Here is a 22,437-nt window from a genome sequence, read left to right on the forward strand (position 1 = left end):
AATATGTGCTCCGGCGAAAGCCGGAGCCCAGTCGCAAGCGGAAGACTGTGTCTGGGCCCCGGCTTTCGCCGGGGAACACACAAACGCCGCGCTAGGTCAGCCGGTCGAGCGCTTCATCTTCGAGCGTGCCGGGGACGATCATCAGAGGGCAGGGCAGGCTGCCCGCGGCGCTGCCGGCGAAGTGGCTGACCAGCGGCCCCGGCGCGCCTTCCGCGGCGCCGAGCACCAGCGCCGCGATGTCGTCGCGTTCCTTCAGGAATTCGGTGACCGCCTTGATCGGCTCGCCCTGCTTGACGGTGATCGAGGGGCGGATGCCGGCCTCTTCGACGATCGCGCCCGAAGCCTGCGCCACCATCGCCTCGGCACGGAGCCGCGCTTCTTCTTCCATCGTCGCCTGGACGCCGCCCCATTGCACGAACTCGGCGGGCGGGATCAGCGCGAGGATTTCGACGCTGCCGCCGGTGCGCGCGGCGCGGCGCGCGGCAAAGCGCAGTGCGGCGCGCGCCTCCTTGGTCTCGTCGATGACGACCAGATAGGCCCTCATGATTGCAGTCCCCCTCTTGCCGGAATGCTGCGCCAGAACCGCCCCTGATGCAAGGCGGCGCGCCCGCCCGGCCCTTGACCCGCCCGCCGCCCTGCGCTTTTGAAGCAGGGCCGAGCGCAGCGAGGACACGCCCACCATGCCAATCGAACTCAAGATGCCCGCCTTGTCTCCGACGATGGAGGAAGGGACGCTTGCCAAATGGCTGGTGAAGGAGGGCGACAGCGTCGCGTCGGGCGACATCCTCGCGGAGATCGAGACCGACAAGGCGACGATGGAGTTCGAAGCGGTCGACGAGGGCACGATCGCCAAGATCCTGATCCCCGAAGGATCGGACGGCGTGAAGGTGGGCGAGGTGATCGCGCTGATCGCCGCTGAGGGCGAGGATGCCTCTGCCGCCGCGAGCGCGCCCGAGAAGAAGAAGGAAAAGGAAGAAGAAAAACCCACCCCCAGCCCCTCCCTGAAAGAGGGAGGGGAGCAAGACGGGAAGTCGGACGCTCCTGCACAATCTTCCCCTTCCTCCCAGGGAGGGGACCGAGGGGTGGGTGCGGCCGTGAAGGCGGACGCGCCCAAATCCAATGAGGATCGCGTCAAGGCGAGCCCGCTGGCCCGCCGTCTCGCCGAGCAGAAGGGCATCGACCTTTCGGGCATCACCGGCTCCGGCCCGGGCGGCCGGATCGTCAAGGCTGACCTCGACGGCGGTGCGGCCGCGCGTCCGGCGCAGCCCGAGCGAGCGGCCGGCGATGCGCCCAAGCCCGCCGCCGCGACGCCGAGCCAGCCAGTCGAGACCGACATCCCGCACGAGGCGGTCAAGCTCTCCAACATGCGCAAGACGATCGCGCGCCGCCTGACCGAATCGAAGCAGCAGATCCCGCACATCTATCTGACCGTCGACATCCAGCTCGACGCGCTGCTGAAGCTGCGCTCGCAGCTCAACGCCTCGCTCGAGGCGCGCGGCGTGAAGCTGTCGGTCAACGACATGCTGATCAAGGCGCTCGCCGTCGCGCTGATCGAGGTGCCGGAGTGCAACGTCAGCTTCGCGGGCGATCAGCTCCTGAAGTTCGGCCGCGCCGACATTTCGGTGGCGGTGTCGATCCCCAATGGCCTCATCACGCCGATCATCACCGGCGCCGACACCAAGTCGCTCTCCGCGATCGCCACCGAGATGAAGGATCTCGCCGGCCGCGCCAAGGAGGGCAAGCTGCAGCCCAATGAATATCAGGGCGGCACCGCCTCCATCTCGAACATGGGCATGTTCGGCATCAAGGCGTTCGATGCGGTGATCAACCCGCCGCAGGCGATGATCATGGCGATCGGCGCGGGCGAGAAGCGCCCCTATGTGATCGACGAGTCCTTGCAGATCGCGACCGTGATGAGCGCCACCGGCAGCTTCGACCACCGCGCCATCGACGGCGCCGACGGCGCGAAGCTGATGCAGGCCTTCAAGCGCCTGGTCGAAAGCCCGCTGGGGATGATTGCTTGATTGACGAGTGGTGGCGCAAGCAGTTTCTGAGCCTGCTTCGCAAGGAGCAAATGGGGGCGGAGCCAGCTTCGCTCACCGCACGATGGTCAGTCTTGGCGTCCCTTACGTGGCCTCACCGCCGCAAGCGCGTATCGTTCATAGTTCCGGATCACATCTACCATTTTCTCGATGACCCGGACATTCGCTCCAAGGACCGTCGCTATGCCGAAGGCCAGTGGCGTTTAGCAGAGGATTGGCTCAATGCCTGACACCTACGATCTCATCGTCCTTGGCTCGGGGCCCGGCGGCTATGTCGCGGCGATCCGGGCGGCGCAGCTCGGCCTCAAGACCGCGATCGTGGAGCGCGAGCAGCTCGGCGGCATCTGCCTCAACTGGGGCTGCATCCCGACCAAGGCGCTGCTCCGCTCGGCCGAGATTTTCCACTATATGCAGCACGCCAAGGATTACGGGCTCGCGGCGGAGAAGATCAGCGCCGATCTCGAAGCCGTCGTGAAACGCTCGCGCGGGGTGGCGAAGCAGCTCAATCAGGGCGTCACGCACCTGATGAAGAAGAACAAGATCACCGTGCACATGGGCGAGGGCAAGCTGCTGGGGGGCGGCAAGCTCGAGGTGAAGGGCGACAAGAGCAGCGAGACGCTGACCGCCAAGCATATCCTCGTCGCCACCGGTGCGCGGGCGCGCGACCTGCCGTTCGCCAAGGCCGACGGCAAGCGCATCTGGACCTATCGCCACGCGATGACGCCGCCCGAAATGCCGAACAAGCTGCTCGTCATCGGTTCCGGCGCGATCGGAATCGAGTTCGCCAGCTTCTACAACGATATGGGCGCCGAGGTGACGGTGGTCGAAATGCTCGACCGCATCGTACCGGTCGAAGATGCGGACGTCTCCGCCTTCCTCGAAAAATCACTGAAGAAGCAGGGCATGACGATCATGACCGGCGCGGGCGTCGACAAGATCGAGGCCGGCGCGTCGGGCGTGAAGGCCAGCATCAAGGGCAAGGATGGAAAAGTCGTGCAAGGCGACTTCAGCCATGTCATCGTCGCGATCGGCATCGTGCCCAACACTGAGGCGATCGGGCTGGAGGCGCTCGAGGTCGCGACCGAGAAGGGCCATATCAAGACCGACGGCCTGTGCCGCACCAACGTCGAGGGCGTCTGGGCGATCGGCGACGTCACCGCGCCGCCCTGGCTTGCGCACAAGGCGAGCCACGAGGGCGTCATCGCCGCCGAGGCGATCGCGCAGGCGCTCGGCAACAAGGACGTCCACCCGCACGAGATGGACGTCCGCAACATTCCCGGCTGCACCTATTGCCATCCGCAGGTGGCATCGGTCGGCCTCACCGAGGCCAAGGCCAAGGAAGCCGGCTATACCGTCAAAGCCGGCACCTTCCCCTTCATCGGCAACGGCAAGGCGATCGCGCTGGGCGAGGCGGAGGGCTTTATCAAGACCGTGTTCGACGCCAGGACCGGTGAACTGCTCGGCGCGCATATGATCGGCGCGGAAGTCACCGAGCTGATCCAGGGCTACACCATCGGCAAGACGCTGGAGACGACCGAGCAGGAGCTGATCCAGACCGTCTTCCCGCACCCGACGCTGAGCGAGATGATGCACGAAAGCGTCCTCGCCGCCTACGGCCGCGTCCTGCACATGTGATGCGGTGCTCCGGCGAACGCCAGAGCCCAATCGCCGACACTTGTTCCGCGCTGACAGACTGGACCCCGGCTTTCGCCGGGGAACATCACCTCAGCGCAAGACGCCTTTCGCCTGCATCCGCCGCGCGTAGAGGAACAGCGCGATCGCGACAGCCCAGATGACGAGGTTGAGCGCCACCGCAGCGCCGCCCTGCATCTCGGGCGGCGGCGGATAGGGCCCATAGGTGTAGAGCGTCACGATCAGCAGCCCGACAAGCGATGCGGCGAAGGCGGCGAGCGCATAGCGGCTGCGCGCGATGAGCAGCAGCGATCCCGCCAGCGCGCCAACCGTGCCGAGCCCCCAGCCGACCTCCATCAAAATCGGGAAACCGTCGATCCACGCCCGCTGCGATGCCGTATAGGCGGCAAGGTGCGTATCCGGGCTCGCCTGCGTCATCGTGAAATCATAGGCGCCGATCATATTCCACAGCGCCGATACGACGCCGACGATCCACAGATGCGCCGGCCGCTTCCGCGAACCTTCCATGCGCGCCACCCCAGGCAGCATCGAAACGCGCGAAGGCTCTCACGCTTCGCCGATGCTGGCAAGAGCCGCCGACACCATATTGCCGCCGCTATCGATCTCCGTCATGCAGAGCAGCAGCGGCCGGTTCGAGCCGTATTCGGGGGACGTCAATGAAGAAGGAAATGCTGCTCGCCGCCGGCCTCGCCGTGCTGGCCTCGCCTGCGCTTGCGGAAACGGTGGTCGTCACCGCGGACCGTATGCTCGACGTCCAGACCGGCCGCTACGTGGCCGAGCCGGTGATCGTCATCACCGACGGGCGGATCGCGGCGGTGACGGCGCGGAACGGCGGCCGGCCGAACATTCCCGAAGGCGCGAAGCGGATCGACCTGCCCGGCAAGACGATCCTTCCGGGCCTCATCGACATGCACGTCCATCTCGATGCCAACCCCAATTACGGCGGTTACACCGGCCTGCAATTTACCGATCAGTTCTGGACCGTGCAGGGCGTCGGCAACGCCACGGCGATGCTCGATGCGGGGTTCACCACCGTCCGCAACGTCGGATCGGAGAATTATTCGGATGTCGCCTATAAGCAAGCGATCGACGAGGGATTGATGCGCGGCCCCCGCATCGTCCCCGCCGCGCATCCGCTTTCGGCGACCGGCGGCCATTGCGACAGCACCTATCTGCCGCCCTCCTTCAACGCCAAGGGCAAGGCGGTGGGCGATGGCGCGCAGGAGTTGCGCACCCGCGTCCGCGAGCAGCGCAAATATGGCGCGGAGGTGATCAAGGTCTGCGCCACCGGCGGCGTCTTCTCGCGCAACACCGAGCCGGGGCAGCAGCAGCTTTCCGAGGAGGAGCTGCGCGCCATCGCCGACGAGGCGCATCAATGGGGTCTGCGTACCGCCGCCCACGCGCATGGCGCGGCGGGCATCAAGGCGGCGATCCGCGCCGGGATCGACACGATTGAGCATGTCAGCCTGGTCGATGACGAGGGCATCCGCCTCGCACTCGATCGCAAGCGGCCGGTGTGGTTCGCGATGGATATCTTCAACACCGAATATACCCAGCGCGAGGGCCGAGCGAACGGGGTGCTGGAAGATAATCTGCGCAAGGACCGCGAGGTGGCGCAGATCCAGCGCGACAATTTCCGCAAAGCCCATCGCGCCGGCGTCCGCATGGTGTTCGCGACCGACGCAGGCGTGATGCCGCACGGCACCGCCGCGGGCCAGTTCCGCATCATGGTCGAGTACGGCATGACTCCGGCGGAGGCGATCCGCTCGGCCACCTGGACCGCCGCCGAGGCGCTAGGCCGCGAGCGGGACGTCGGAGCCATCGCGGTCGGCCGCTACGGTGACATCGTCGCGGTGGACGGCGATCCGCTTGCCGACGTCAGCACGCTCGAGAAGGTGGCCGCGGTCATCAAGGGCGGCGAACTGGTCAAGGCGCCGTGACGGGGGCGCTGCTCGCGCTGCTCGCGGCGGCGGCCGTGCCGCAGCCGGGCGCGATCAGGACGTTCGGCGATTGGACGGTCGGCTGCGACAATGGCCTCGACTGCCAGGCCGTCGCGCTGGTGCCCGACGGTGCGACGGCCGACGACATCGCCACGGCCACGATCATGCGCGGATCGGCGGCGGCAGACCGCCCGCAGGTTGCGATCGAGCTGTGGAACGTCGCCGCCACTGCGATGCTCATCGATGGCAAGCGCTTCGCGCTGACCGGCGGTGGTCAGGAGGAGTATCGCCCCGCCGATCCCGCAGCCTTCGTCGCCGCGCTGATCCCGGCGCAGACGGCCGTGTTCGTCGATGCTCGCGGCAAGATCGTGGGCACATTGTCCTCGTCGGGCATCGCCGCGGCGCTCCTCTACATCGACGATCGCCAGCGCCGGATCGGCACGGCAAGCGCGCTGGTCCGAAAGGGGACGAAGCCGGGACCGCCCACGCCGTCCGCCATTCCGGTGATCGATGCGGCACCCATCACGAATGCAACGGCGATCGCGCCGACGGCGAAGGAAGTGGCGGCGATGCGCAAGGTCGCCGACTGCCCGGCGGATGATTTCGGGCCGGTGTCGGCCGAGACGCATGCTCTCGATGCGCGCCGCACGCTCGTGCTGCTGAGCTGCGGCGCCGGCGCCTACAATTTCTCATCCGTGCCGTTCGTGATCGAGCGGGTGCGCGGCCAGTTGAAGGCGGACTATGCCCGCTTCGACCGGATGCCGAGCTGGGGCGAGGACGACGGCAATCCGATGCTCGTCAACGCCGGTTACGAAAAGGGCGTGCTCAGCCATTATGCCAAGGGCCGCGGGCTCGGGGATTGCGGGACGTCGCAGGAATTCGTCTGGGACGGCGCGCGCTTCCGCCTGACCGAGCAGCGCGAGATGCACGAATGCCGAGGAAGCGTGGACTGGATCCGCACCTGGCGCGCGGCGGTGAAGCGCTAGGAGACCGCGGCGCCTTCCGCCGGGGCATAAGCGGCGGCGTCTAGGAGCCGCTGGCGCAGCGCCTCGATCGCATCGGCCTCCTCGATCTTCGCGCCGGCGCGATCGGTGAGGTAGAAGACGTCGACCGCCCGCTCCCCGTAGGTCGCGATATGCGCCGAATGGAGCCGTGCCTCGCCTTCGCGCAGCGCACGGGCGAGGCCGCTGAGCAGCGCCGGGCGGTCGCGGGCGTTGACCTCCACCACCGTGTAGCGGTTCGACGCCTTGTTATCGACGAACACCGCGGGGCGGATGCGGAACGCGCCCGATCGCGCGATGGGGAGCGGCTTGGCGGCGAGCCGGTCGTGCGCCGGCTCCTCCCCCGCCAGCGCGGCGCGCACCGATGCTTCCAGCCGCCGCATCTGGTGCGGATCGGCGAACGGCTGGCCTTCCGAATCCTGCAGCAAGAAATTGTCGAGCGCCATGCCGTCGGCGCTGGTGTGGATGCGCGCGTCTATCACGTTCGCGCCGGCAAGGCTGATCGCCGCGGCGACGCGGTAGAAGAGCCCGCGCCGGTCGGGCGCGTGGATCGTGAACAGAGTGGCGCCGCGCTCCGCCATGACTCCGGCCTGGAACGGGGTCGCGCCTTCGGGATCGGCGGCGACCGCAGCGACCAGCGCAGCATTCTGCTCGAGCACCGGCATGGGCTCGGCGAGCCAGTAACTGTCGGCGAAGCGCGCGGCGAAGGCGGCGCGTGTTTCGTCGTCCCAGCCCAGCCGTTCGCCGAGATCGCGCTGGATCGCCTCCACCCGTTCGCGCCGGCCGCGCTGCTTGTGGCCGAGCAGCAGCACTTCCTCCGCCGCTTCGTAGAGCGAGTGGAGGAGCTGGCGCTTCCAGCCGTTCCACACCCCCGGCCCCACCGCGCGGATATCGACCACCGTCAGGATGGTGAGCAGCTTCAGCCGCTCCGGGCTCTTCACCTGCGCCGCGAAGTCGGCGATCGTCTTCGGGTCGGCGAGGTCGCGCTTGAAGGCGGTGGCGGACGCGAGCAGATGCCAGCGGACCAACCAGGCGACCGTTTCGGTCTCCGCCTCGTCGAGCCCCAGCCGCGGGCAGAGCTGCATCGCGACCTCCGCCCCCAGCACCGAATGGTCGCCGCCGCGGCCCTTGGCGATGTCGTGGAGCAGCACCGCGACATAGAGCACGCGGCGCGATGCGATCTGGTGGATGAGGACGCTCGACAGCGGGTGATCCTCGACCAGTTCGCCGGCCTCGATCCGCGCCAGCAGCCCCACCGCGCGCAGCGTATGTTCGTCCACCGTATAATGGTGGTACATGTCGAACTGCATCTGCGCGACGACGCGGCCGAAATCGGGCACGAAACGGCCGAACACCCCCGCCTCGTTCATCCAGCGCAGCACCGCCTGCGGATCGCGCGGGGAGGTCAGCACGTCGAGAAACAAGGCATTGGCGCGCGGATCGTCGCGCACCGCCTGGTCGATCAGCCGCGCATCGTGCCCGGCGGCGCGCATCGCCTGCGGGTGAATCTCGATCTCGTGCCGGTCGGCGAGCGCAAACATCTGGATGAGGCGCACCGGATCGGCCTGCAGGAAATCGTCCGACGGCAGCGCCAGGCGGCCGCGATCCAGCACGAAGCCCTCGAGCCTGCCCGGCCGCCGGCGGATGCTGGGGATGAGGAAGCGCATCCCGCGCCGCGCGAAGGTCTCGTCGAGATGCGCGAGGAACAGGCCGGTCAGATCCCCCACCGTCTTCGCGTGGAGGAAATAGTGGCGCATGAACCGCTCGACGGGCGATTTTCCGGGCCGGTCCGCATAATGCATCCGCCCCGCGATCTCGCGCTGATAGTCGAAGGTCAGCCGGTCCTCGGCGCGCCCCGCGACGATGTGGAGGTGGCAGCGCACCGCCCACAGGAAACGCTCTGCGCGCTGGAACCGGCGCAGCTCGCTCCGCGACAGCAATTTCTGCTCGACGAGCTCGGCGACCGATCGCACGCGATAGGCATATTTGCCGATCCAGAAGAGCGTGTGGAGATCGCGGAGGCCCCCCTTGCCCTCCTTGACGTTGGGCTCGACGACGTAGCGGCTGTCGCCCATCCGCTTGTGGCGCGCCTCGCGCTCTTCCAGTTTTTCGCGGACGAAATCGGCGGCGTTGCCGGCGACCACCTCCTTCCAGAAACGCGCGATCGCCTGGTCGTAGAGCGCCTCGTCACCCCACAGGAAGCGCGATTCGAGGATCGCGGTGCGGACCGTATGATCGCCGGCCGCCACGCGGATCATGTCGTCCACCGATCGCACCGAATGGCCGATCTTCAGCCCCAGATCCCAGAGCAGATAGAGCAGAGCCTCGATCACCTGCTCGGCCCAGGGCGTCGGCTTCCAGGGCGTAACGAGGGCGATGTCGACGTCCGAATATAGCGCCATCTCGCCGCGGCCGTAGCCGCCCACCGCGATCAGCGCGATCCGCTCGCCCGCAGTCGGGTTGGCGTTGGGATAGAGATCGGTGGTGACGTGATGATATGCGACGCGGAGGATCTGGTCGGCGAGGAAGGCATAGGCGGCCGCCGTTTCGCTGCCCTGCCAGGGCTTGTCCGCCAGCCGCCGCGCGATTTCCGCGCGGCCCGCGTCCAGCGCCTCGCGGAGCAGCGCTGCGGCAGCGCTGCGGCGCGTGTCCGCGTCGCCCCCCAGCGCCGCGATCCGCTCGCCAAGGTCGCGCCGGTCGACGATCGCGCGGCGGTCGAGCACGGATTCGAGGCGGGAAGACATAGCCCCACCATAAGCGGGCGCCGGGCCGCCGTCACCGCCCAGCCCTCTGCGGCGTCTCAAGCCGTCATCAGATCGCCCGTCGCCGCCGCCCGCGCGGGCGCCGCATCGCCGCGGATGAAGGCGAGGATGTCGGGGTTCACCACGTCCGGATGCGTCGTGCACATGCCGTGCGGCAGCCCGTCGTAGCTCTTGAGCGTGCCGTTCTTCAGCAGCTTCGCCGACAGCGGCGCCGAATCCGCATAGGGGACGATCTGGTCGTCGGTGCCGTGCATGACCAGAACAGGCACGTCGATCGCCTTCAGATCCTCGGTGAAGTCCGTCTCGGAGAAGGCCTTGATGCAGTCATAATGCGCCTTCGCGCCGCCCATCATGCCCTGCCGCCACCAATTCCAGATCACGCCCGGATCGGCTTTCGCGCCCTCGCGGTTATAGCCGTAGAAGGGGCCTGTCGGCACATCGACGAAGAACTGCGCGCGATTGGCGATCAGCGCGGCGCGAAATCCGTCGAACACCTCGATGGGCAGCCCGCCGGGGTTGCTCTCCTTCTTGACCATCACCGGCGGCACCGCGCCGATGATGATGGCCTTGGCGACACGGCCGGGCCTGGCACGCGCGACATAATGGACGACTTCGCCGCCGCCGGTGGAATGGCCGACATGCACGGCGTCCCTGAGGTCGAGCGCATCGGCGAGCGCGGCAACGTCCGCGGCATAGGTGTCCATCTCGTTGCCGGTGTCGGTCTGGGTCGATCGGCCGTGGCCGCGGCGGTCGTGCGCGATCACACGATAGCCTTCGGCGAGGAAGACCATCATCTGATTGTCCCAATCATCCGCGCTCAGCGGCCAGCCGTGGTGGAAGACGATGGGCTGGGCGTCCTTGCGGCCCCAGTCCTTGTAGAAAATCTCAGTGCCGTCGGAGGTGGTGATGAAAGGCATGCCGGCTCTCCCCAAAGCATCGGATGGCACGCGCACAGGCCGGCTTCGGGTGGAAGCTCGAGCGACTCGGATCATAGCATGATCGTGCCGGCCGCAGAACGGATCAGCGCTCCTCGGACGCGATCCGCTTGAGCCGGTAAACGAGATCGAGCGCATCGCGCGGGGTCAGCGCATCGGCGTCCACTTCGGCCAGCGCTGCGACGAGCGGGTCGGGCTCGGGCTCTTCGGCCTGCACGGCAGCGAACAGCGGCAGATCGTCGAGCCCCGCGGCGATCCCGCCGGTCGCGGCCTTGCCTTCCTCCAGCTTGGCGAGCACCGATTTGGCGCGCGCCAGCACCGGCGGCGGCAGCCCGGCGAGCTTGGCGACCGCGATACCGTAGCTGCGGTCGGCGGGGCCGTCGGCAAGCTCGTGGAGGAAGACGAGTTCGCCCTTCCATTCGCGCGCGCGGACGTGGTGGAGCGACAGCGCGTCCAGCCGCTCGGCGAGCCGGGTCAGCTCGTGATAGTGCGTTGCGAACAGGCAGCGGCAGCGGCTCCGGTCGTGGATCGCCTCGACGACGGCCCAGGCGATGGCGAGCCCGTCATAGGTGGAGGTGCCGCGGCCGACCTCGTCGAGCACCACGAAGCTCCGCTCGGTCGCTTGCGCCAGGATCGCGGCGGTCTCAACCATCTCGACCATGAAGGTCGATCGCCCGCGCGCCAGATTGTCCGACGCGCCGACGCGGCTGAACAGCCGGTCGACCAGCCCCAGCTTGGCACGTGCCGCGGGGACGAAGCTTCCCGCCTGCGCGAGCACGGCGATGAGTGCATTCTGGCGGAGGAAGGTCGATTTGCCACCCATGTTGGGGCCGGTGACGAGCCACAGCCTTTGCTCTTCGGACAGAGCGCAATCGTTGGCGACGAACCGCTCGCCGCGTCCTTTCAGCGCGTCCTCGACCACCGGATGGCGGCCGCCCTCAACCTCGAAGCAGGAATGGCCCGCGAACTCAGGGCGGCACCAGCCGCCCTCGGCGGCGCGCTCGGCGAGCGCCGCGGCGACGTCCAGTCGAGCAAGCGCATCGGCGGTGGCGGCGATCGGCTGCGCGCGGTCGAGCACCGCGGCGGTCATCTCCTCCAGATGCGCCGCCTCCGCCGCCAGCGCGTGCGCGCCCGCCTGACCGACGCGCAGCGCCTGCTCGTGGAGATCGGGCGCGTTGAAGCGGACGACGCCCGCCAGCGTCTGGCGGTGGGTGAAGCCCGATTCCGCCGCCATCAGCCGGTCGCCATGCTTGGACGGCACCTCGACATGATAGCCGAGCACGGCGTTGTGGCGGATCTTGAGCGTCGCGATGCCGGTCTGCTCGCGGTAGCGCGCCTCCAGCCCCGCGATCGCGCGCCTTCCCTCGCCACCAGTGGTACGCAGCGCATCGAGCGCGGCATCATAGCCCTCGGCGATATAGCCGCCATTGCTCGCGTCGATAGGTGGCTGGGGGACGAGCGCGCGGCCGAGAAGGTCTTCGAGCGCGCCGTGGCCGGTGAGCGCGGGAAGCAGCGTTTCGAGCAGCGCCGGACGATCGGGCAGCCCCGCCAGCCGCGCGTGCAGCCGCCGCGCCTCGCCCAGCCCGTCGCGAAGCTGGCCGAGATCGCGTGGCCCCCCGCGTCCGACCGCGATCCGGCCGAGCGCGCGGCCGACATCGGGCAGCGCACGGAGTTGGCGGCGGAGGCCATCGCGGAGGCCGGACTGATCGTGCAACAGCGCGACGAGATCGAGCCGCGCGTCGATGCCCGCGCGGTCCATCAGCGGCGCGCCGATGTCGGCGGCAAGCAGCCGCGCGCCCGCGCCGGTGACGGTGCGGTCGACCGATGCGAGCAGCGATCCGGCGCGTCCGCCGCCCCCCGCCTGGGTCAGCTCCAGGCTTTCCCGGGTCGCCGCGTCGATCGCCATATGGCCGTCGGCGGCGCGCGCGGCGGGCGGCTGCAGGAAGGGCAGCGCATCCTTCGCCACCTCGTCGAGATAGGCGAGGAGGCCGCCCGCGGCGGCAAGCGCGGCGCGGTCGAACGCGCCGAAGCCGTCGAGCGTCGCGACGCCGAACCGCTCCTTCAGCCGCCGCTCCGCCGCGATGCTGTCGAAGCCGCGGTCGCGGCGCTGCGCTTCGGCGCCCGGCAGATCGGCAGGCGCGACGATCTCGGCCGCGCCGAGCCGCGCCAGCTCCGCATCCAGCGCGGCGGCACCGACCGATCCGAGCTCGAACCGCCCGGTCGAGATGTCCGCCGCGGCGATGCCGAAGCGATCGCCGACCGGCGCCACCGCGGCGAGCCAGTTGGCGGTCCGCGCATCGAGCAAAGCCTCTTCGGTCAGCGTGCCTGCGGTGACGACGCGGACGATCGCGCGCGCGACCACCGATTTGGAGCCGCGCTTCTTGGCCTCCGCCGGGCTCTCGGTCTGTTCGGCGATGGCGACGCGGTGGCCGGCGCGGATCAGCCGCGCGAGATAGGCTTCGGCGGCGTGGACGGGGACGCCGCACATCGGGATCGGCGCGCCGTCATGCTCGCCGCGCGCGGTGAGCGCGATGTCGAGCACCGCCGCCGCCGTCTTGGCGTCGTCGAAGAACAATTCGAAGAAATCGCCCATCCGATAGAAGAGCAGGCAGTCCGCCGCCTCGGCCTTCAGCGCCAGATATTGCACCATCATCGGCGTCGGGGCGGATCCCCCGGCAGGTTTCGCGGCGCTGGCCATGGCCGGTCGATAAAGGCTCTGCCCAAGGATCGGAACCGGTTTTCAGCCCGCCAGACACAGGTTAAGGCCGACTGCGATGACCCGCGTCCCGTCCGAGCTGCGCTTGCCCCTGCATTCGACGCTGCTCGCGACGCTGGCGTTCAACCTCGTCTTCTTCGTGCAGGAGCTGTTCCTGGTCCTGCCCAAGGCGCTGACGCCGGGCCTCAATCCGACGCTCTATCACATAACCACGGCTGGACGGGCGATCACCCGCTGGCGACGCTGTGGCAGGGCACCGGCGCGGCCGCGACCATCCTCCTCGCGCTCGTCATGCTCGTGCTCGCCCGCGGCCGCGCGCACGGCTCGGCGACGTCGCGGCTGCTGATGGTGTGGATCGCGTTCAGCGGTCTCTTCCAGGCGCTGCCGCAGGCGGTGATCGGCGCGTTCGTGCCCGCCAACGATGTCGGCATGGCGATGGACTGGTTCGGCCTCGGCCAGACCGCGAAATATGTCGTCGCCCTGCTCGCGATAGGCGCGATGGTCTGGGCCGGGCGCGTGCTCGCCCGCCACTTCCACAGCTTCCTTCCCGGCGTCCGTTCGGGCCGCGCGATCTTCTATGTCGCAACGCTGCCCGCGCTCGCCGCGATCCTGCTCATCCTGCCGTTCCGCGTGCCGGGCGAGATCGTTCAGGTCGCGATCGTGCCGGTCATCATGAACGGCGCCGGCGCGCTCTTCGTCCAGCTCGGCGCGATCGGCCAGCGCAGCTCGCAATCGGCGCCGCCCGGCTTTCTCAAGTCCGATCTGTGGCCGCTCGGCTGGCTGCTTGCGGTGCTCGCCCTGTTTCAGATCGTGCTGCGGCCCGGCGTCCCCTTCTGACGCCCTGCTCGCGCCCGCCCTTGCGAATGTCGCGGAACGCGGCCTAGAGCATAGGCAAAGAGAGGGGATCGCCCGCATGAGCGAAGGCAGCAACGTAAAATTCTCGGACGCCGAGGCCCTGGCCTTCCACGCCGAGGGGCGGCCCGGCAAGATCGAGATCATCGCCTCCAAGCCGATGGCGACGCAGCGCGACCTGAGCCTCGCTTATTCGCCCGGCGTCGCGGTCCCGGTCCGCGCCATCGCCGAAGATCCGTCCAAGGCCTATGATTATACCGCCAAGGGCAATCTGGTCGCGGTCATCTCCAACGGCACCGCGATCCTCGGGCTCGGCAATCTCGGCGCGCTCGCCTCCAAGCCGGTGATGGAAGGCAAGGCGGTGCTGTTCAAGCGCTTCGCCGACGTCGATTCGATCGATCTCGAGCTCGACACCGAGGACAGCGACGCCTTCATCAACGCCGTCGCGCTGATGGAGCCGAGCTTCGGCGGCATCAATCTCGAGGATATCGGCGCGCCCGCCTGCTTCATCATCGAGCAGACTTTGCGCGAGCGGATGAACATTCCCGTCTTCCACGACGATCAGCACGGCACCGCGATCATCACCGCCGCGGGCCTCATCAACGCCTGCTACCTCACCAACCGCAAGCTCGCCGAGATCAAGGTGGTGGTGAACGGTGCGGGCGCCGCCGCGATCGCCTGCACCGAGCTCATCAAGGCGATGGGCGTGCGCGGCGACAATGTCATCATGTGCGACCGGAGCGGCGTCATCCACCGCGGCCGCACCGATCTCGATCAGTGGAAGTCCGCGCACGCGGCCGAGACCCAGCATCGCACGCTCGGCGAGGCACTGAAGGGCGCCGACGTGTTCCTGGGCCTCTCGGCCGCCGGCGCGCTCAAGCCCGAGATGGTGGTGGAGATGGCGAAGCAGCCGATCATCTTCGCGATGGCCAATCCCGATCCCGAGATCACCCCGCCCGAGGCCAAGGCCGCGCGCCCCGACGCAATCGTCGCGACGGGCCGGTCGGACTATCCGAACCAGGTCAACAACGTGCTCGGTTTTCCCTTCATCTTCCGCGGCGCGCTCGATGTGCGGGCGACCGCGATCAACGACGAGATGAAGATCGCCGCCGCGCAGGCGCTCGCCGAGCTGGCGCGCCAGCAGGTTCCCGAGGAAGTGACCGCAGCTTATGGCGGCAAGGCGCACAGCTTCGGCGTCGATTACATCATCCCCGCGCCGTTCGATCCGCGGCTGATGGAGCTGGTCCCCGCCGCGGTCGCACAGGCGGCGATGGATTCGGGCGTCGCGCGCTTCCCGATCAAGGACATGACCGCCTATCGCGCGGCGCTCCGCTCGCGGCTCAACCCCACCAATGCGGTGCTCAGCCTCGCCTATGACGCGGCGCGCGCGAACCCGAAGCGGGTGATCTTCGCCGAGGGCGAGGAGGATGTCGTGCTGCGCGCCGCCATCCAGTTCCGCGACGGCGGCTACGGCACGCCGGTGCTGGTCGGCCGCGACAGCGTCTACGATCGGCTCCGCGCGCTAGGCGTCGACGATCCGGAGAGCTTCGAGCTGCTCAACAGTCGCACCTTCCCGCATGTCGGGGAGATGACCGATTATCTCTACGAGCGCCTGCAGCGCCGCGGCTATCTGCGGCGCGAGGTGGCGCGGATGGTGAAGCAGGATCGCAACATCTTCGCCGCGCTGCTGCTCGCGATGGGCAAGGGCGATGCGCTGATCACCGGCGTCACCCGCCCCTATGGCCAGAACATGCGCCAGTTGCTGCGCGTGCTCGATCCCAAGCCCGCCTGCACGCCGTTCGGCATCCACATCCTCATAGGCCAGCATCACACGATGTTCATGGCCGATACCACGGTGACCGAGCGGCCCAGCGCCGAGCAGCTTGCCGACATGGCCGAGCAGACCGCCGCGGTGGCGCGGCGCATGGGCCACGAGCCGCGCGTCGCCTTCATCTCCTATTCCACCTTCGGCAATCCCGAGGGCTCGTTCCTCGAAAATCTGCGCGAGGCGGTGAAGCTGCTCGACAAGCGCCAGGTCGATTTCGAATATGAAGGCGAGATGGCGCCCGACGTCGCGCTCAACCCGGCGATGCGCGACATCTATCCGTTCAGCCGCCTCACCGGCGCCGCCAATGTCCTCATCATGCCGGGCCTCCAGTCCGCCAACATTTCCGCCAAGCTGCTCCGCGAGCTGGGCGGCGATGCGGTGATCGGACCGGTGCTGGTCGGCATGAAGCACCCCGCGCAGGTCTCGGCGATGACGGCCAGCGCGTCCGATCTCGTCACCCTCGCGGTGCTCGCCGCCGGGGGCATCGTCGAATAGAGGATGCGATGACGCTGGAGCTCTGGACCGCCTTCGCGCTCGCCTGCCTCCTTCTCGCCCTAGTGCCGGGGCCGGGCGTCGCCAGCATCATCGGCTTCGCGTTCAGCTCGGGCCGCAGGACGGCACTGGCTTCGGTCGGCGGCATGGCGGTCGGCAATTTTGCCGCGATCAGTGTCTCGCTCGCCGGCGCGGGCGTGCTGCTCGCCACCTCGGCGATCGCGTTCACGGTGCTCAAATGGATCGGCGCGCTCTATCTGATCGCGCTCGGCATCCTCGCCATCCGCAAGGGCGCCGCACTGCCGGACCTAGCGGTCGATCGCACGCCGATCGCGCCGCGCACCGCGTTTCTCTGCAATGTCGCGGTGGGGCTGTTCCACCCCAAGACGATCCTGTTCTTCGTGGCCTTCGCCTCGCAGTTCGTCGATCCGCGCGCGCCCTATCTTCCGCAGGCGGCGGTCCTGGTGATGACCTTCACGCTGATCGCGGCGATCACCGACACGGGCTATGCACTGGCCGCCTCGCGCGCGTCGACGCTGATGCGCAACCCGCGCACCTTGCGCTGGGCGAACCGCGCTGGGGGCGGAATCCTGATCGCGGCGGGCGTCGCCACCGCCGCGATGCGGCGCTGACAGGCGTTACTGCGGGTTGGTGACGTCGCCGCCGGCGGTGCCGCGGGTGCTGCCGACCGCGCCGATATTGCCGAAGATCTCCTGGAAGAAGCCGCGGTCGCGGCCCAGCGTCGGGGTCTCGTCGTTCATCGGGTTGATCGAGGCGACCCGCTCCATGCCGGTGCGCTCGACCGCGGCGACATTGCCGGCTTCGTCGAAGCGGACGTGGACCACGGTCTGCTCGGTGGGCTTGGGATCGGAAAAGGCCGGCTGGCGCGTGTTGCGCGAGACGTAATACCAGTCCTTCTGGTCGAACTGGCCGGTGAAGCTCGGGCGGCCGAGCGTTCCCATCACCGAATCGCGATTGTCGATGCCGGGCTGCACCGATGCGACGAGCGCATCGTCGACCAGATAGCCCTGGCGATCCTTCACGGTCAGCGTCGAGCAGGCGCTGAGGCCAACCCCGGCGCACACCAGCACCGCCATCGCCGCGCTTCGTGCCACATTCATTGGAAAAGTCTCCGTCAAATCCTGCCGGTGCCCCACATCGCAACCGGCGCCCGCCTTGCCGGGCGCGATCCGAAGCCCCAATATGCACCAACGACCCTGCGGCGCAAGCCCGCGACACCAACCGGGGAGCGCCCGCATGTCCTTTCTTTCCCGCATTTTCGGCGAGCGCGACCAGCGTAGGCGCCTGCTTCCCCTCTATGAGGCGATCGTCGCGGAGGCGCGCGATCCCGCCTGGTATCGCGATGGCGCGGTGCCCGATACCGTCGACGGCCGTTTCAACATGGTCACGGCGGTGATGGCGCTGACCCTGCTGCGGCTGGAGGCCGAGGGGCAGCGCACCGCGCCCGATTCGGCGCTGCTCGCCGAGCTCTTTGTCGATGATATGGACGCGAGCCTCCGCCAGATCGGCATCGGCGATTTCGTCGTCGGCAAGCATGTCGGCAAGATGATGGGCGCGCTCGGCGGGCGCTTGGGAGCCTTCCGCGACGCCGACGACTTGATCGAGCCGGTGCGCCGCAACGTCTTTCACGATGCGCCGCCGTCGCCTGACGCGCTCGGCTTCGTCGCCGCGCGGCTGGAGCGGCTGCGCGCGGCGCTCGCCGCCACCCAGCCCGATGCGCTGCTCGCGGGCACGCTGCCGACGCCATGACGCCGGAGTTCAGCCGCCCCGTCCGCCTCGATGCGATCGGCACCACGCCGCGCCGCGAGACGCTCACCGCCGACGAAGGCGAGCGCGCCGCGCTGGCCCGCCGCTTCGCACTTCTCGCGCTTGGCCGGCTGGAAGCGGAAGCGACGGTCGCGCGTGACGGCGATGCGATCAGCGTCACCGGCCGCCTCCGCGCCGCCGTCGAGCAGAGCTGCGTCGCCACCGGCGTTCCCGTTCCGGCGGTGATCGACGAGCCGTTCGCGCTGCTCTACCGGCCTGAACCCGCGGCTGGCGACGATGAAGAGATCGAGCTCGACGAACGCGAGCTCGATGTCGTCTTTCACGATGGCCAGGCGATCGATCTGGGCGAGGCGGCGGCGGAGACGCTGGCGCTCGCGCTCGATCCGTGGCCGCGCGCGCCCGGCGCCGAAGCCGCGCTGCGCGAAGCCGGTGTGAAGGGCGAGGAGGATCGCGAGAGCGAGGCCGGCCCGTTCGGCGCGCTCGCGGCGCTCAAGGACAAGCTGCAGAGCTGATGGCGATGTCGCGGCGCGCGGCGATGGCAGGCGGCGCGCTTGCGATGGCGGGTGTCGCCGCACGGCCGCTGCTCGCGGCGCCCGACGGCCGCGCCGCGGCGCTCGACGCCGCAGCCAAGGCCGCGATCGACGCGCACGCCTGTCCCTGCGTCCAGGTCGCGGTCGGCGAGCGCGGCGCGATGACCGCCTCGCGCGGCTACGGCCTCGCCAATATCGAGACCGGGACGCCGGTCTCGCCGCAGAGCGTGTTCCGCATCGCCTCGCTCACCAAGCAGTTCACCGCCGCCACCGCGATCGCGCTGTCTGCGCGCGGCATGCTCGCGCTCGATGCGCCGGTGTCGCGCCACCTGCCGTTCATGGCGAAATTGAAGCCGGTGACGGCGCTGGAACTGATGCACCAGACCGCCGGGCTGAAGAGTGACGAGAGCATCGCCTCGCCGGCGGCGGATGCAAGCGGCGTCAAGACGCAAGTCCGCCTCGCACAGGCGATCGCCGAACAGCCGGCGCCGTTCGATTTCGACCCCGGCACGGCGTGGCTCTACAGCAATGCCAATTACATCCTGCTCGGCGGGCTGATCGAGGCGGCGGCGGGCAAGCCGCTGGCCGAGGTGATGGCGGAAATCCTCTTCCGCCCGCTCGGGCTCACCCGCACCGCGCTGGATCATGCGGAGGATGTCGTGCCCGGCCGCGCCTCGGGCTACACGCCGACCGGGGACAACGCCCGCCCCTTCGCCAACGCGGCCTATATCCCGATCGTCGAGGCGGGCGGCGCGGGCGCCATGCGCTCGACCGCCGAGGATCTTTGCCGCTGGCACGATGCTCTGCTCGGCGGACGCCTGCTCGACGCCAAGCATCTCGATCTGATGCTCGCTCCGGGGCGGCTACGCGACGGGCGGCTCAGCGGCGCCAATCGCCTCCGCAAGGAAGACGATGCCGCCTATGGCGATATGCAATATGCCTGCGGGCTATTGGTCTCGCCGCCCGGCGATCCGCGTCCGCTGATCACCCATTATGGCGGCATCAACGGCTTTGGCTCGCTGCTGGAGACGCGGACCGACACGCGGACCACTATCGCCGCGCTGTGCAACGGCGATATGGGTCCGGACCTTCCCTTCCGCGCGATCCGTCGCGCGGTCTGGCCGGTGTCCTAGGAAGCCATCACGCGAGTGAATCGCGTGACATCGGTCGGCTTGCAGCCGCCGGCCGGCCTTCGCCCTCTCTCCGCGCTGCGCGGCGATCGGACCGATCGCCTCGTTACGCTCGGGGGCTCGGCTTAAAAGGGAACGTCGTCGTCGAGGTCGCTGTCGAAGGCGGGCTGGGGGCGCTGCTGCTGGCGGGATCCGCCGCCATAATTGCCGCCGCCCGATCCGCTGCCGCTGCTGCCGCCGAAGCCCGATCCGCCCTCATAGCCGCCGCTGCCATAATCGCCGCCGCCGCCACCGCCGCCGCGGCTGTCGAGCAGCACCAATTCGCCGCGGAAGCGCTGCAGCACCACCTCGGTCGAATATTTGTCCTGGCCCGAATTGTCCTGCCACTTGCGCGTCTGGATCTGGCCTTCGAGGTAAACCTTCGAGCCCTTCTTCAGATAGGATTTGGCGACGCGGCCGAGATTCTCGTTGAAGATGACGACGCGGTGCCATTCGGTCCGCTCCTGGCGGTTTCCGTCGCGGTCCTTCCAATTCTCAGAGGTGGCGACGCGCAGGTTCACCACTTCGCCGCCATTGTTCAGCGAGCGGACCTCCGGGTCGTCGCCCAGATTGCCGACCAGGATCACTTTGTTCACGCCCGCCATCGGGAATCTCCTACAGTCCCAGCGCGGTCGCGATCCAGAAGGTCGCCCCGGCCGCCAGATACGCCAGTGCAAAAAGATAGCCTAGCATGAAGAGCGGCCACTTCCAGCCGTTGGTTTCCCGCCGCGTCACCGCAACTGTGGATAAACATTGCGGCGCGAAGACGAACCAAGCGAGGAAGGCGAGCGCGGTGGGGAGCGACCAGCGGCCGCGCAGCCGTTCGATCAGCGGCTGCTCCGCCGCCTCCTCGTCGCTGGCGTCGATCGAATAAGCGGTGGCGAGCGCGGAGACCGCCACTTCGCGCGCCGCCATCGCAGGAATCAGCGCCAAGGCGATCTCGTGATTGAAGCCGATCGGCCGCACCACGACTTCCAGCCCGCTCGCGATCTTGCCGGCGATCGAGGCTTCGAGCACCGTCTCGCCGGGTTTCGGCTGCGGAAAGGACAGCAAGCCCCAGAGGATCACCGTCGAGATGAGGATGATCGTGCCGGCGCGCTTCAGAAAGATCAAAGCGCGCTGCCACAGGCCGATGAGGATGTCGCGGACCAGCGGGAGCTGATATTTGGGCATTTCCATCATGAAGCCCTGCGGCTGCCCCTTGGCGACCGTCGCGCGCAGCACCAGCGCCGCGATCAGCGCGCCGAGGATGCCGAAGACGTATAGGCCGAAGAGGACGAGTCCCTGGAGGCCGATGCCGGGCCCGACGCTCGTCGCCGGGATGAAGGCGCCGATGATGATCGCATAGACCGGCAGCCGCGCAGAGCAGGTCATCAGCGGCGCGATGAGGATGGTCGTCAGGCGATGTTTGGGGTCCTCGATCGTCCGCGTCGCCATGATCCCGGGGATCGCGCAGGCGAAGGAGGAGAGGAGCGGAATGAAGGCGTGGCCCGAAAGGCCGACCTTCGCCATCAACCGGTCCATCAGGAAGGCGGCGCGGACCATGTAGCCCGATGCTTCCAGGAGGAGGATGAAGAGGAAGAGTATCAGAATCTGCGGCAGGAAGACGACCACCGCGCCGACGCCGGCGATGACGCCGTCGACCAGCAAGGATTGCAGGAAGCCGTCGGGCAGCACGTCGTTCACCACGCCCTGCAGCGCGGCCATGCCGCCCTCGATCCAGCCGATCGGCGCTTCCGACCAGGCGAATACCGCCTGGAACATCAGGAACATGATCCCTGCGAAGATGACCGGTCCGGCGACGGGGTGGAGCGCCACCGCGTCGATCGCGTGGCTCGATTTGCGGCCGATCGTCTCGCCGGTCACCGCCTTGTGCGCGATCGCGCGGGCGTGGCGCTGGAGATGGACGAAATCCTCTTCCGCGCCGCGCGCACGTTTCGGCGCGGAGACGGCGGTGGAAAGCGCGTCGAGCACTTCGGCGATGCCGCGGCGGCGGACGGCGACCGTCTCGATCACCGGCACGCCGAGTTCGGCGGCGAGGATCGCGGCGTCGATCGTCAGCCCGTCGCGCCGCGCGAGATCGACCATGTTGAGCGCGACCACGGTCGGCACGCCGAGTGCGATGACCTGCAGCGCAAAGCGCAGGTGATTGTCGAGGTTGGTCGCGTCGAGCACGATCAGCAGCGCGTCGGGCGTGCGCTCGCCCTCCTGCCGGCCGAACAATACGTCGCGCGTCACCTGCTCGTCGGGGCTGGTCGGCTCCAGCGCATAGGTGCCGGGCAGATCGACCAGCTCGACCGGGCGACCGTCGGGCAGCGCCATGCGCCCCGACTTGCGCTCGACGGTCACGCCGGGATAGTTGCCCACTTTCTGGCGGGCGCCGGTGAGCATGTTGAACAGCGCGCTCTTGCCGGCATTGGGATTGCCGACGACGGCGACGAGCGAAACGGAGGTCATTCGGCGGCAGTCTCCAGCGCGATCACCTCGACCGAAACCGCGCGCGCATGATCGCGGCGGATCGCGACCATCATGCGTCCGATCTTGACGGCGAGCGGATCGCGTCCGAACGGCGCGGCGTGCAGCAACTCGATCTGCACGCCATCGTCAAGCCCGAGGTTGCGCAGCCGCCGCGATTCGCTGTCCGTCAGCGTGTCCCAGGCGACGCCGGTCACGGTCGCGGGGGTGCGGAAGGGAAGTTCGTCGAGGCGCGGCATGGCTGCTTAATGGGC

General features: G+C 68.5%; 20 protein-coding genes. 11 read left to right on the forward strand and 9 right to left on the reverse strand.

Annotated elements, in window-relative coordinates:
* Positions 1-91: 91 nt before the first annotated feature.
* On the reverse strand, positions 92-544 hold the full coding sequence (locus B9N75_RS05880; RefSeq protein WP_072047179.1) for a universal stress protein: 453 nt from the start codon (positions 542-544) through the stop codon (positions 92-94).
* Between the two features lie 136 nt (positions 545-680).
* On the opposite strand from B9N75_RS05880, the gene B9N75_RS05885 reads away from it, so the two are divergent.
* Positions 681-2,024, forward strand: a complete 1,344-nt coding sequence (locus B9N75_RS05885) for a pyruvate dehydrogenase complex dihydrolipoamide acetyltransferase (RefSeq protein WP_085217957.1) — start codon at positions 681-683, stop codon at positions 2,022-2,024.
* Positions 2,025-2,264: 240 nt separating this feature from the next.
* Positions 2,265-3,677, forward strand: coding sequence for a dihydrolipoyl dehydrogenase (lpdA, locus tag B9N75_RS05895; RefSeq protein WP_085217959.1), 1,413 nt, complete (start codon positions 2,265-2,267; stop codon positions 3,675-3,677).
* 90 nt (positions 3,678-3,767) lie between these two features.
* Here lpdA and B9N75_RS05900 read toward each other — a convergent pair whose 3' ends face one another.
* Complete coding sequence (locus tag B9N75_RS05900) at positions 3,768-4,202, reverse strand: hypothetical protein (protein ID WP_085217960.1); 435 nt, start codon at positions 4,200-4,202, stop codon at positions 3,768-3,770.
* Positions 4,203-4,351: 149 nt separating this feature from the next.
* Here B9N75_RS05900 and B9N75_RS05905 point away from each other — a divergent pair, with 149 nt between their 5' ends.
* Positions 4,352-5,635 carry a Xaa-Pro dipeptidase gene (locus B9N75_RS05905; RefSeq protein ID WP_085217961.1) on the forward strand — a complete coding sequence of 428 codons (1,284 nt, stop codon included), beginning with the start codon at positions 4,352-4,354 and terminating at the stop codon, positions 5,633-5,635.
* A complete protein-coding gene (locus B9N75_RS05910; protein ID WP_085217962.1) occupies positions 5,632-6,621 on the forward strand; it encodes a DUF1176 domain-containing protein in 990 nt (329 codons plus the stop codon). The genes B9N75_RS05905 and B9N75_RS05910 overlap by 4 nt, the downstream gene beginning before the upstream one ends.
* On the opposite strand, the gene B9N75_RS05915 is transcribed toward B9N75_RS05910, so the two are convergent.
* The 3 genes from B9N75_RS05915 to mutS form a co-directional block, all read right to left on the reverse strand.
* The gene (locus B9N75_RS05915; RefSeq protein ID WP_085217963.1) at positions 6,618-9,380 is read right to left on the reverse strand and encodes a [protein-PII] uridylyltransferase; all 2,763 of its coding nucleotides are present in this window, start codon (positions 9,378-9,380) and stop codon (positions 6,618-6,620) included. The genes B9N75_RS05910 and B9N75_RS05915 overlap by 4 nt on opposite strands.
* A 56-nt stretch (positions 9,381-9,436) precedes the next feature.
* Positions 9,437-10,315, reverse strand: a complete 879-nt coding sequence (locus B9N75_RS05920) for an alpha/beta fold hydrolase (RefSeq protein ID WP_085217964.1) — start codon at positions 10,313-10,315, stop codon at positions 9,437-9,439.
* 103 nt (positions 10,316-10,418) lie between these two features.
* Positions 10,419-13,031: a DNA mismatch repair protein MutS gene (gene mutS / locus B9N75_RS05925; RefSeq protein WP_085217965.1), complete on the reverse strand. Its 2,613-nt coding sequence runs from the start codon at positions 13,029-13,031 to the stop codon at positions 10,419-10,421.
* A gap of 76 nt (positions 13,032-13,107) precedes the next feature.
* On the opposite strand from mutS, the gene B9N75_RS13940 reads away from it, so the two are divergent.
* The 4 genes from B9N75_RS13940 to B9N75_RS05940 all read left to right on the forward strand — a co-directional run bounded on the left by B9N75_RS13940 (position 13,108) and on the right by B9N75_RS05940 (position 16,853).
* Entirely contained in the window at positions 13,108-13,395 is a 288-nt protein-coding gene (locus tag B9N75_RS13940) for a hypothetical protein (protein WP_157123717.1), read from the forward strand.
* Positions 13,341-13,886 (forward strand): hypothetical protein, encoded by a 546-nt coding sequence (locus tag B9N75_RS05930; RefSeq protein WP_085217966.1) that lies wholly within the window; start codon positions 13,341-13,343, stop codon positions 13,884-13,886. The genes B9N75_RS13940 and B9N75_RS05930 overlap by 55 nt, the downstream gene beginning before the upstream one ends.
* Before the next feature lie 76 nt (positions 13,887-13,962).
* Positions 13,963-16,224 (forward strand): NADP-dependent malic enzyme, encoded by a 2,262-nt coding sequence (locus tag B9N75_RS05935; protein WP_085217967.1) that lies wholly within the window; start codon positions 13,963-13,965, stop codon positions 16,222-16,224.
* Positions 16,225-16,232: 8 nt separating this feature from the next.
* Positions 16,233-16,853 carry a LysE family translocator gene (locus B9N75_RS05940; protein ID WP_085217968.1) on the forward strand — a complete coding sequence of 207 codons (621 nt, stop codon included), beginning with the start codon at positions 16,233-16,235 and terminating at the stop codon, positions 16,851-16,853.
* 6 nt (positions 16,854-16,859) lie between these two features.
* Here B9N75_RS05940 and B9N75_RS05945 read toward each other — a convergent pair whose 3' ends face one another.
* On the reverse strand, positions 16,860-17,342 hold the full coding sequence (locus tag B9N75_RS05945) for an outer membrane protein assembly factor BamE (RefSeq protein WP_085217969.1): 483 nt from the start codon (positions 17,340-17,342) through the stop codon (positions 16,860-16,862).
* Between the two features lie 136 nt (positions 17,343-17,478).
* Here B9N75_RS05945 and B9N75_RS05950 point away from each other — a divergent pair, with 136 nt between their 5' ends.
* From B9N75_RS05950 to B9N75_RS05960, 3 genes are read left to right on the forward strand one after another with little or no spacing between them, the layout of a single operon-like run.
* Positions 17,479-17,991: a ubiquinol-cytochrome C chaperone family protein gene (locus B9N75_RS05950; RefSeq protein ID WP_085217970.1), complete on the forward strand. Its 513-nt coding sequence runs from the start codon at positions 17,479-17,481 to the stop codon at positions 17,989-17,991.
* Positions 17,988-18,521, forward strand: a complete 534-nt coding sequence (locus tag B9N75_RS05955; protein WP_085217971.1) for a YceD family protein — start codon at positions 17,988-17,990, stop codon at positions 18,519-18,521. The genes B9N75_RS05950 and B9N75_RS05955 overlap by 4 nt, the downstream gene beginning before the upstream one ends.
* Positions 18,521-19,672, forward strand: a complete 1,152-nt coding sequence (locus B9N75_RS05960; protein ID WP_085217972.1) for a serine hydrolase domain-containing protein — start codon at positions 18,521-18,523, stop codon at positions 19,670-19,672. The genes B9N75_RS05955 and B9N75_RS05960 overlap by 1 nt, the downstream gene beginning before the upstream one ends.
* A 122-nt stretch (positions 19,673-19,794) precedes the next feature.
* On the opposite strand, the gene ssb is transcribed toward B9N75_RS05960, so the two are convergent.
* From ssb to B9N75_RS05975, 3 genes are read right to left on the reverse strand one after another with little or no spacing between them, the layout of a single operon-like run.
* A complete protein-coding gene (ssb, locus tag B9N75_RS05965; RefSeq protein ID WP_085217973.1) occupies positions 19,795-20,313 on the reverse strand; it encodes a single-stranded DNA-binding protein in 519 nt (172 codons plus the stop codon).
* A 10-nt stretch (positions 20,314-20,323) separates the two neighbouring features.
* Positions 20,324-22,165 (reverse strand): ferrous iron transporter B, encoded by a 1,842-nt coding sequence (gene feoB / locus B9N75_RS05970; RefSeq protein ID WP_085217974.1) that lies wholly within the window; start codon positions 22,163-22,165, stop codon positions 20,324-20,326.
* Positions 22,162-22,422 carry a FeoA family protein gene (locus B9N75_RS05975; RefSeq protein WP_085217975.1) on the reverse strand — a complete coding sequence of 87 codons (261 nt, stop codon included), beginning with the start codon at positions 22,420-22,422 and terminating at the stop codon, positions 22,162-22,164. The genes feoB and B9N75_RS05975 overlap by 4 nt, the downstream gene beginning before the upstream one ends.
* Positions 22,423-22,437 lie beyond the last annotated feature (15 nt).

Source organism: Allosphingosinicella indica (assembly GCF_900177405.1).
Classification (GTDB): Bacteria; Pseudomonadota; Alphaproteobacteria; order Sphingomonadales; family Sphingomonadaceae; genus Allosphingosinicella; species Allosphingosinicella indica.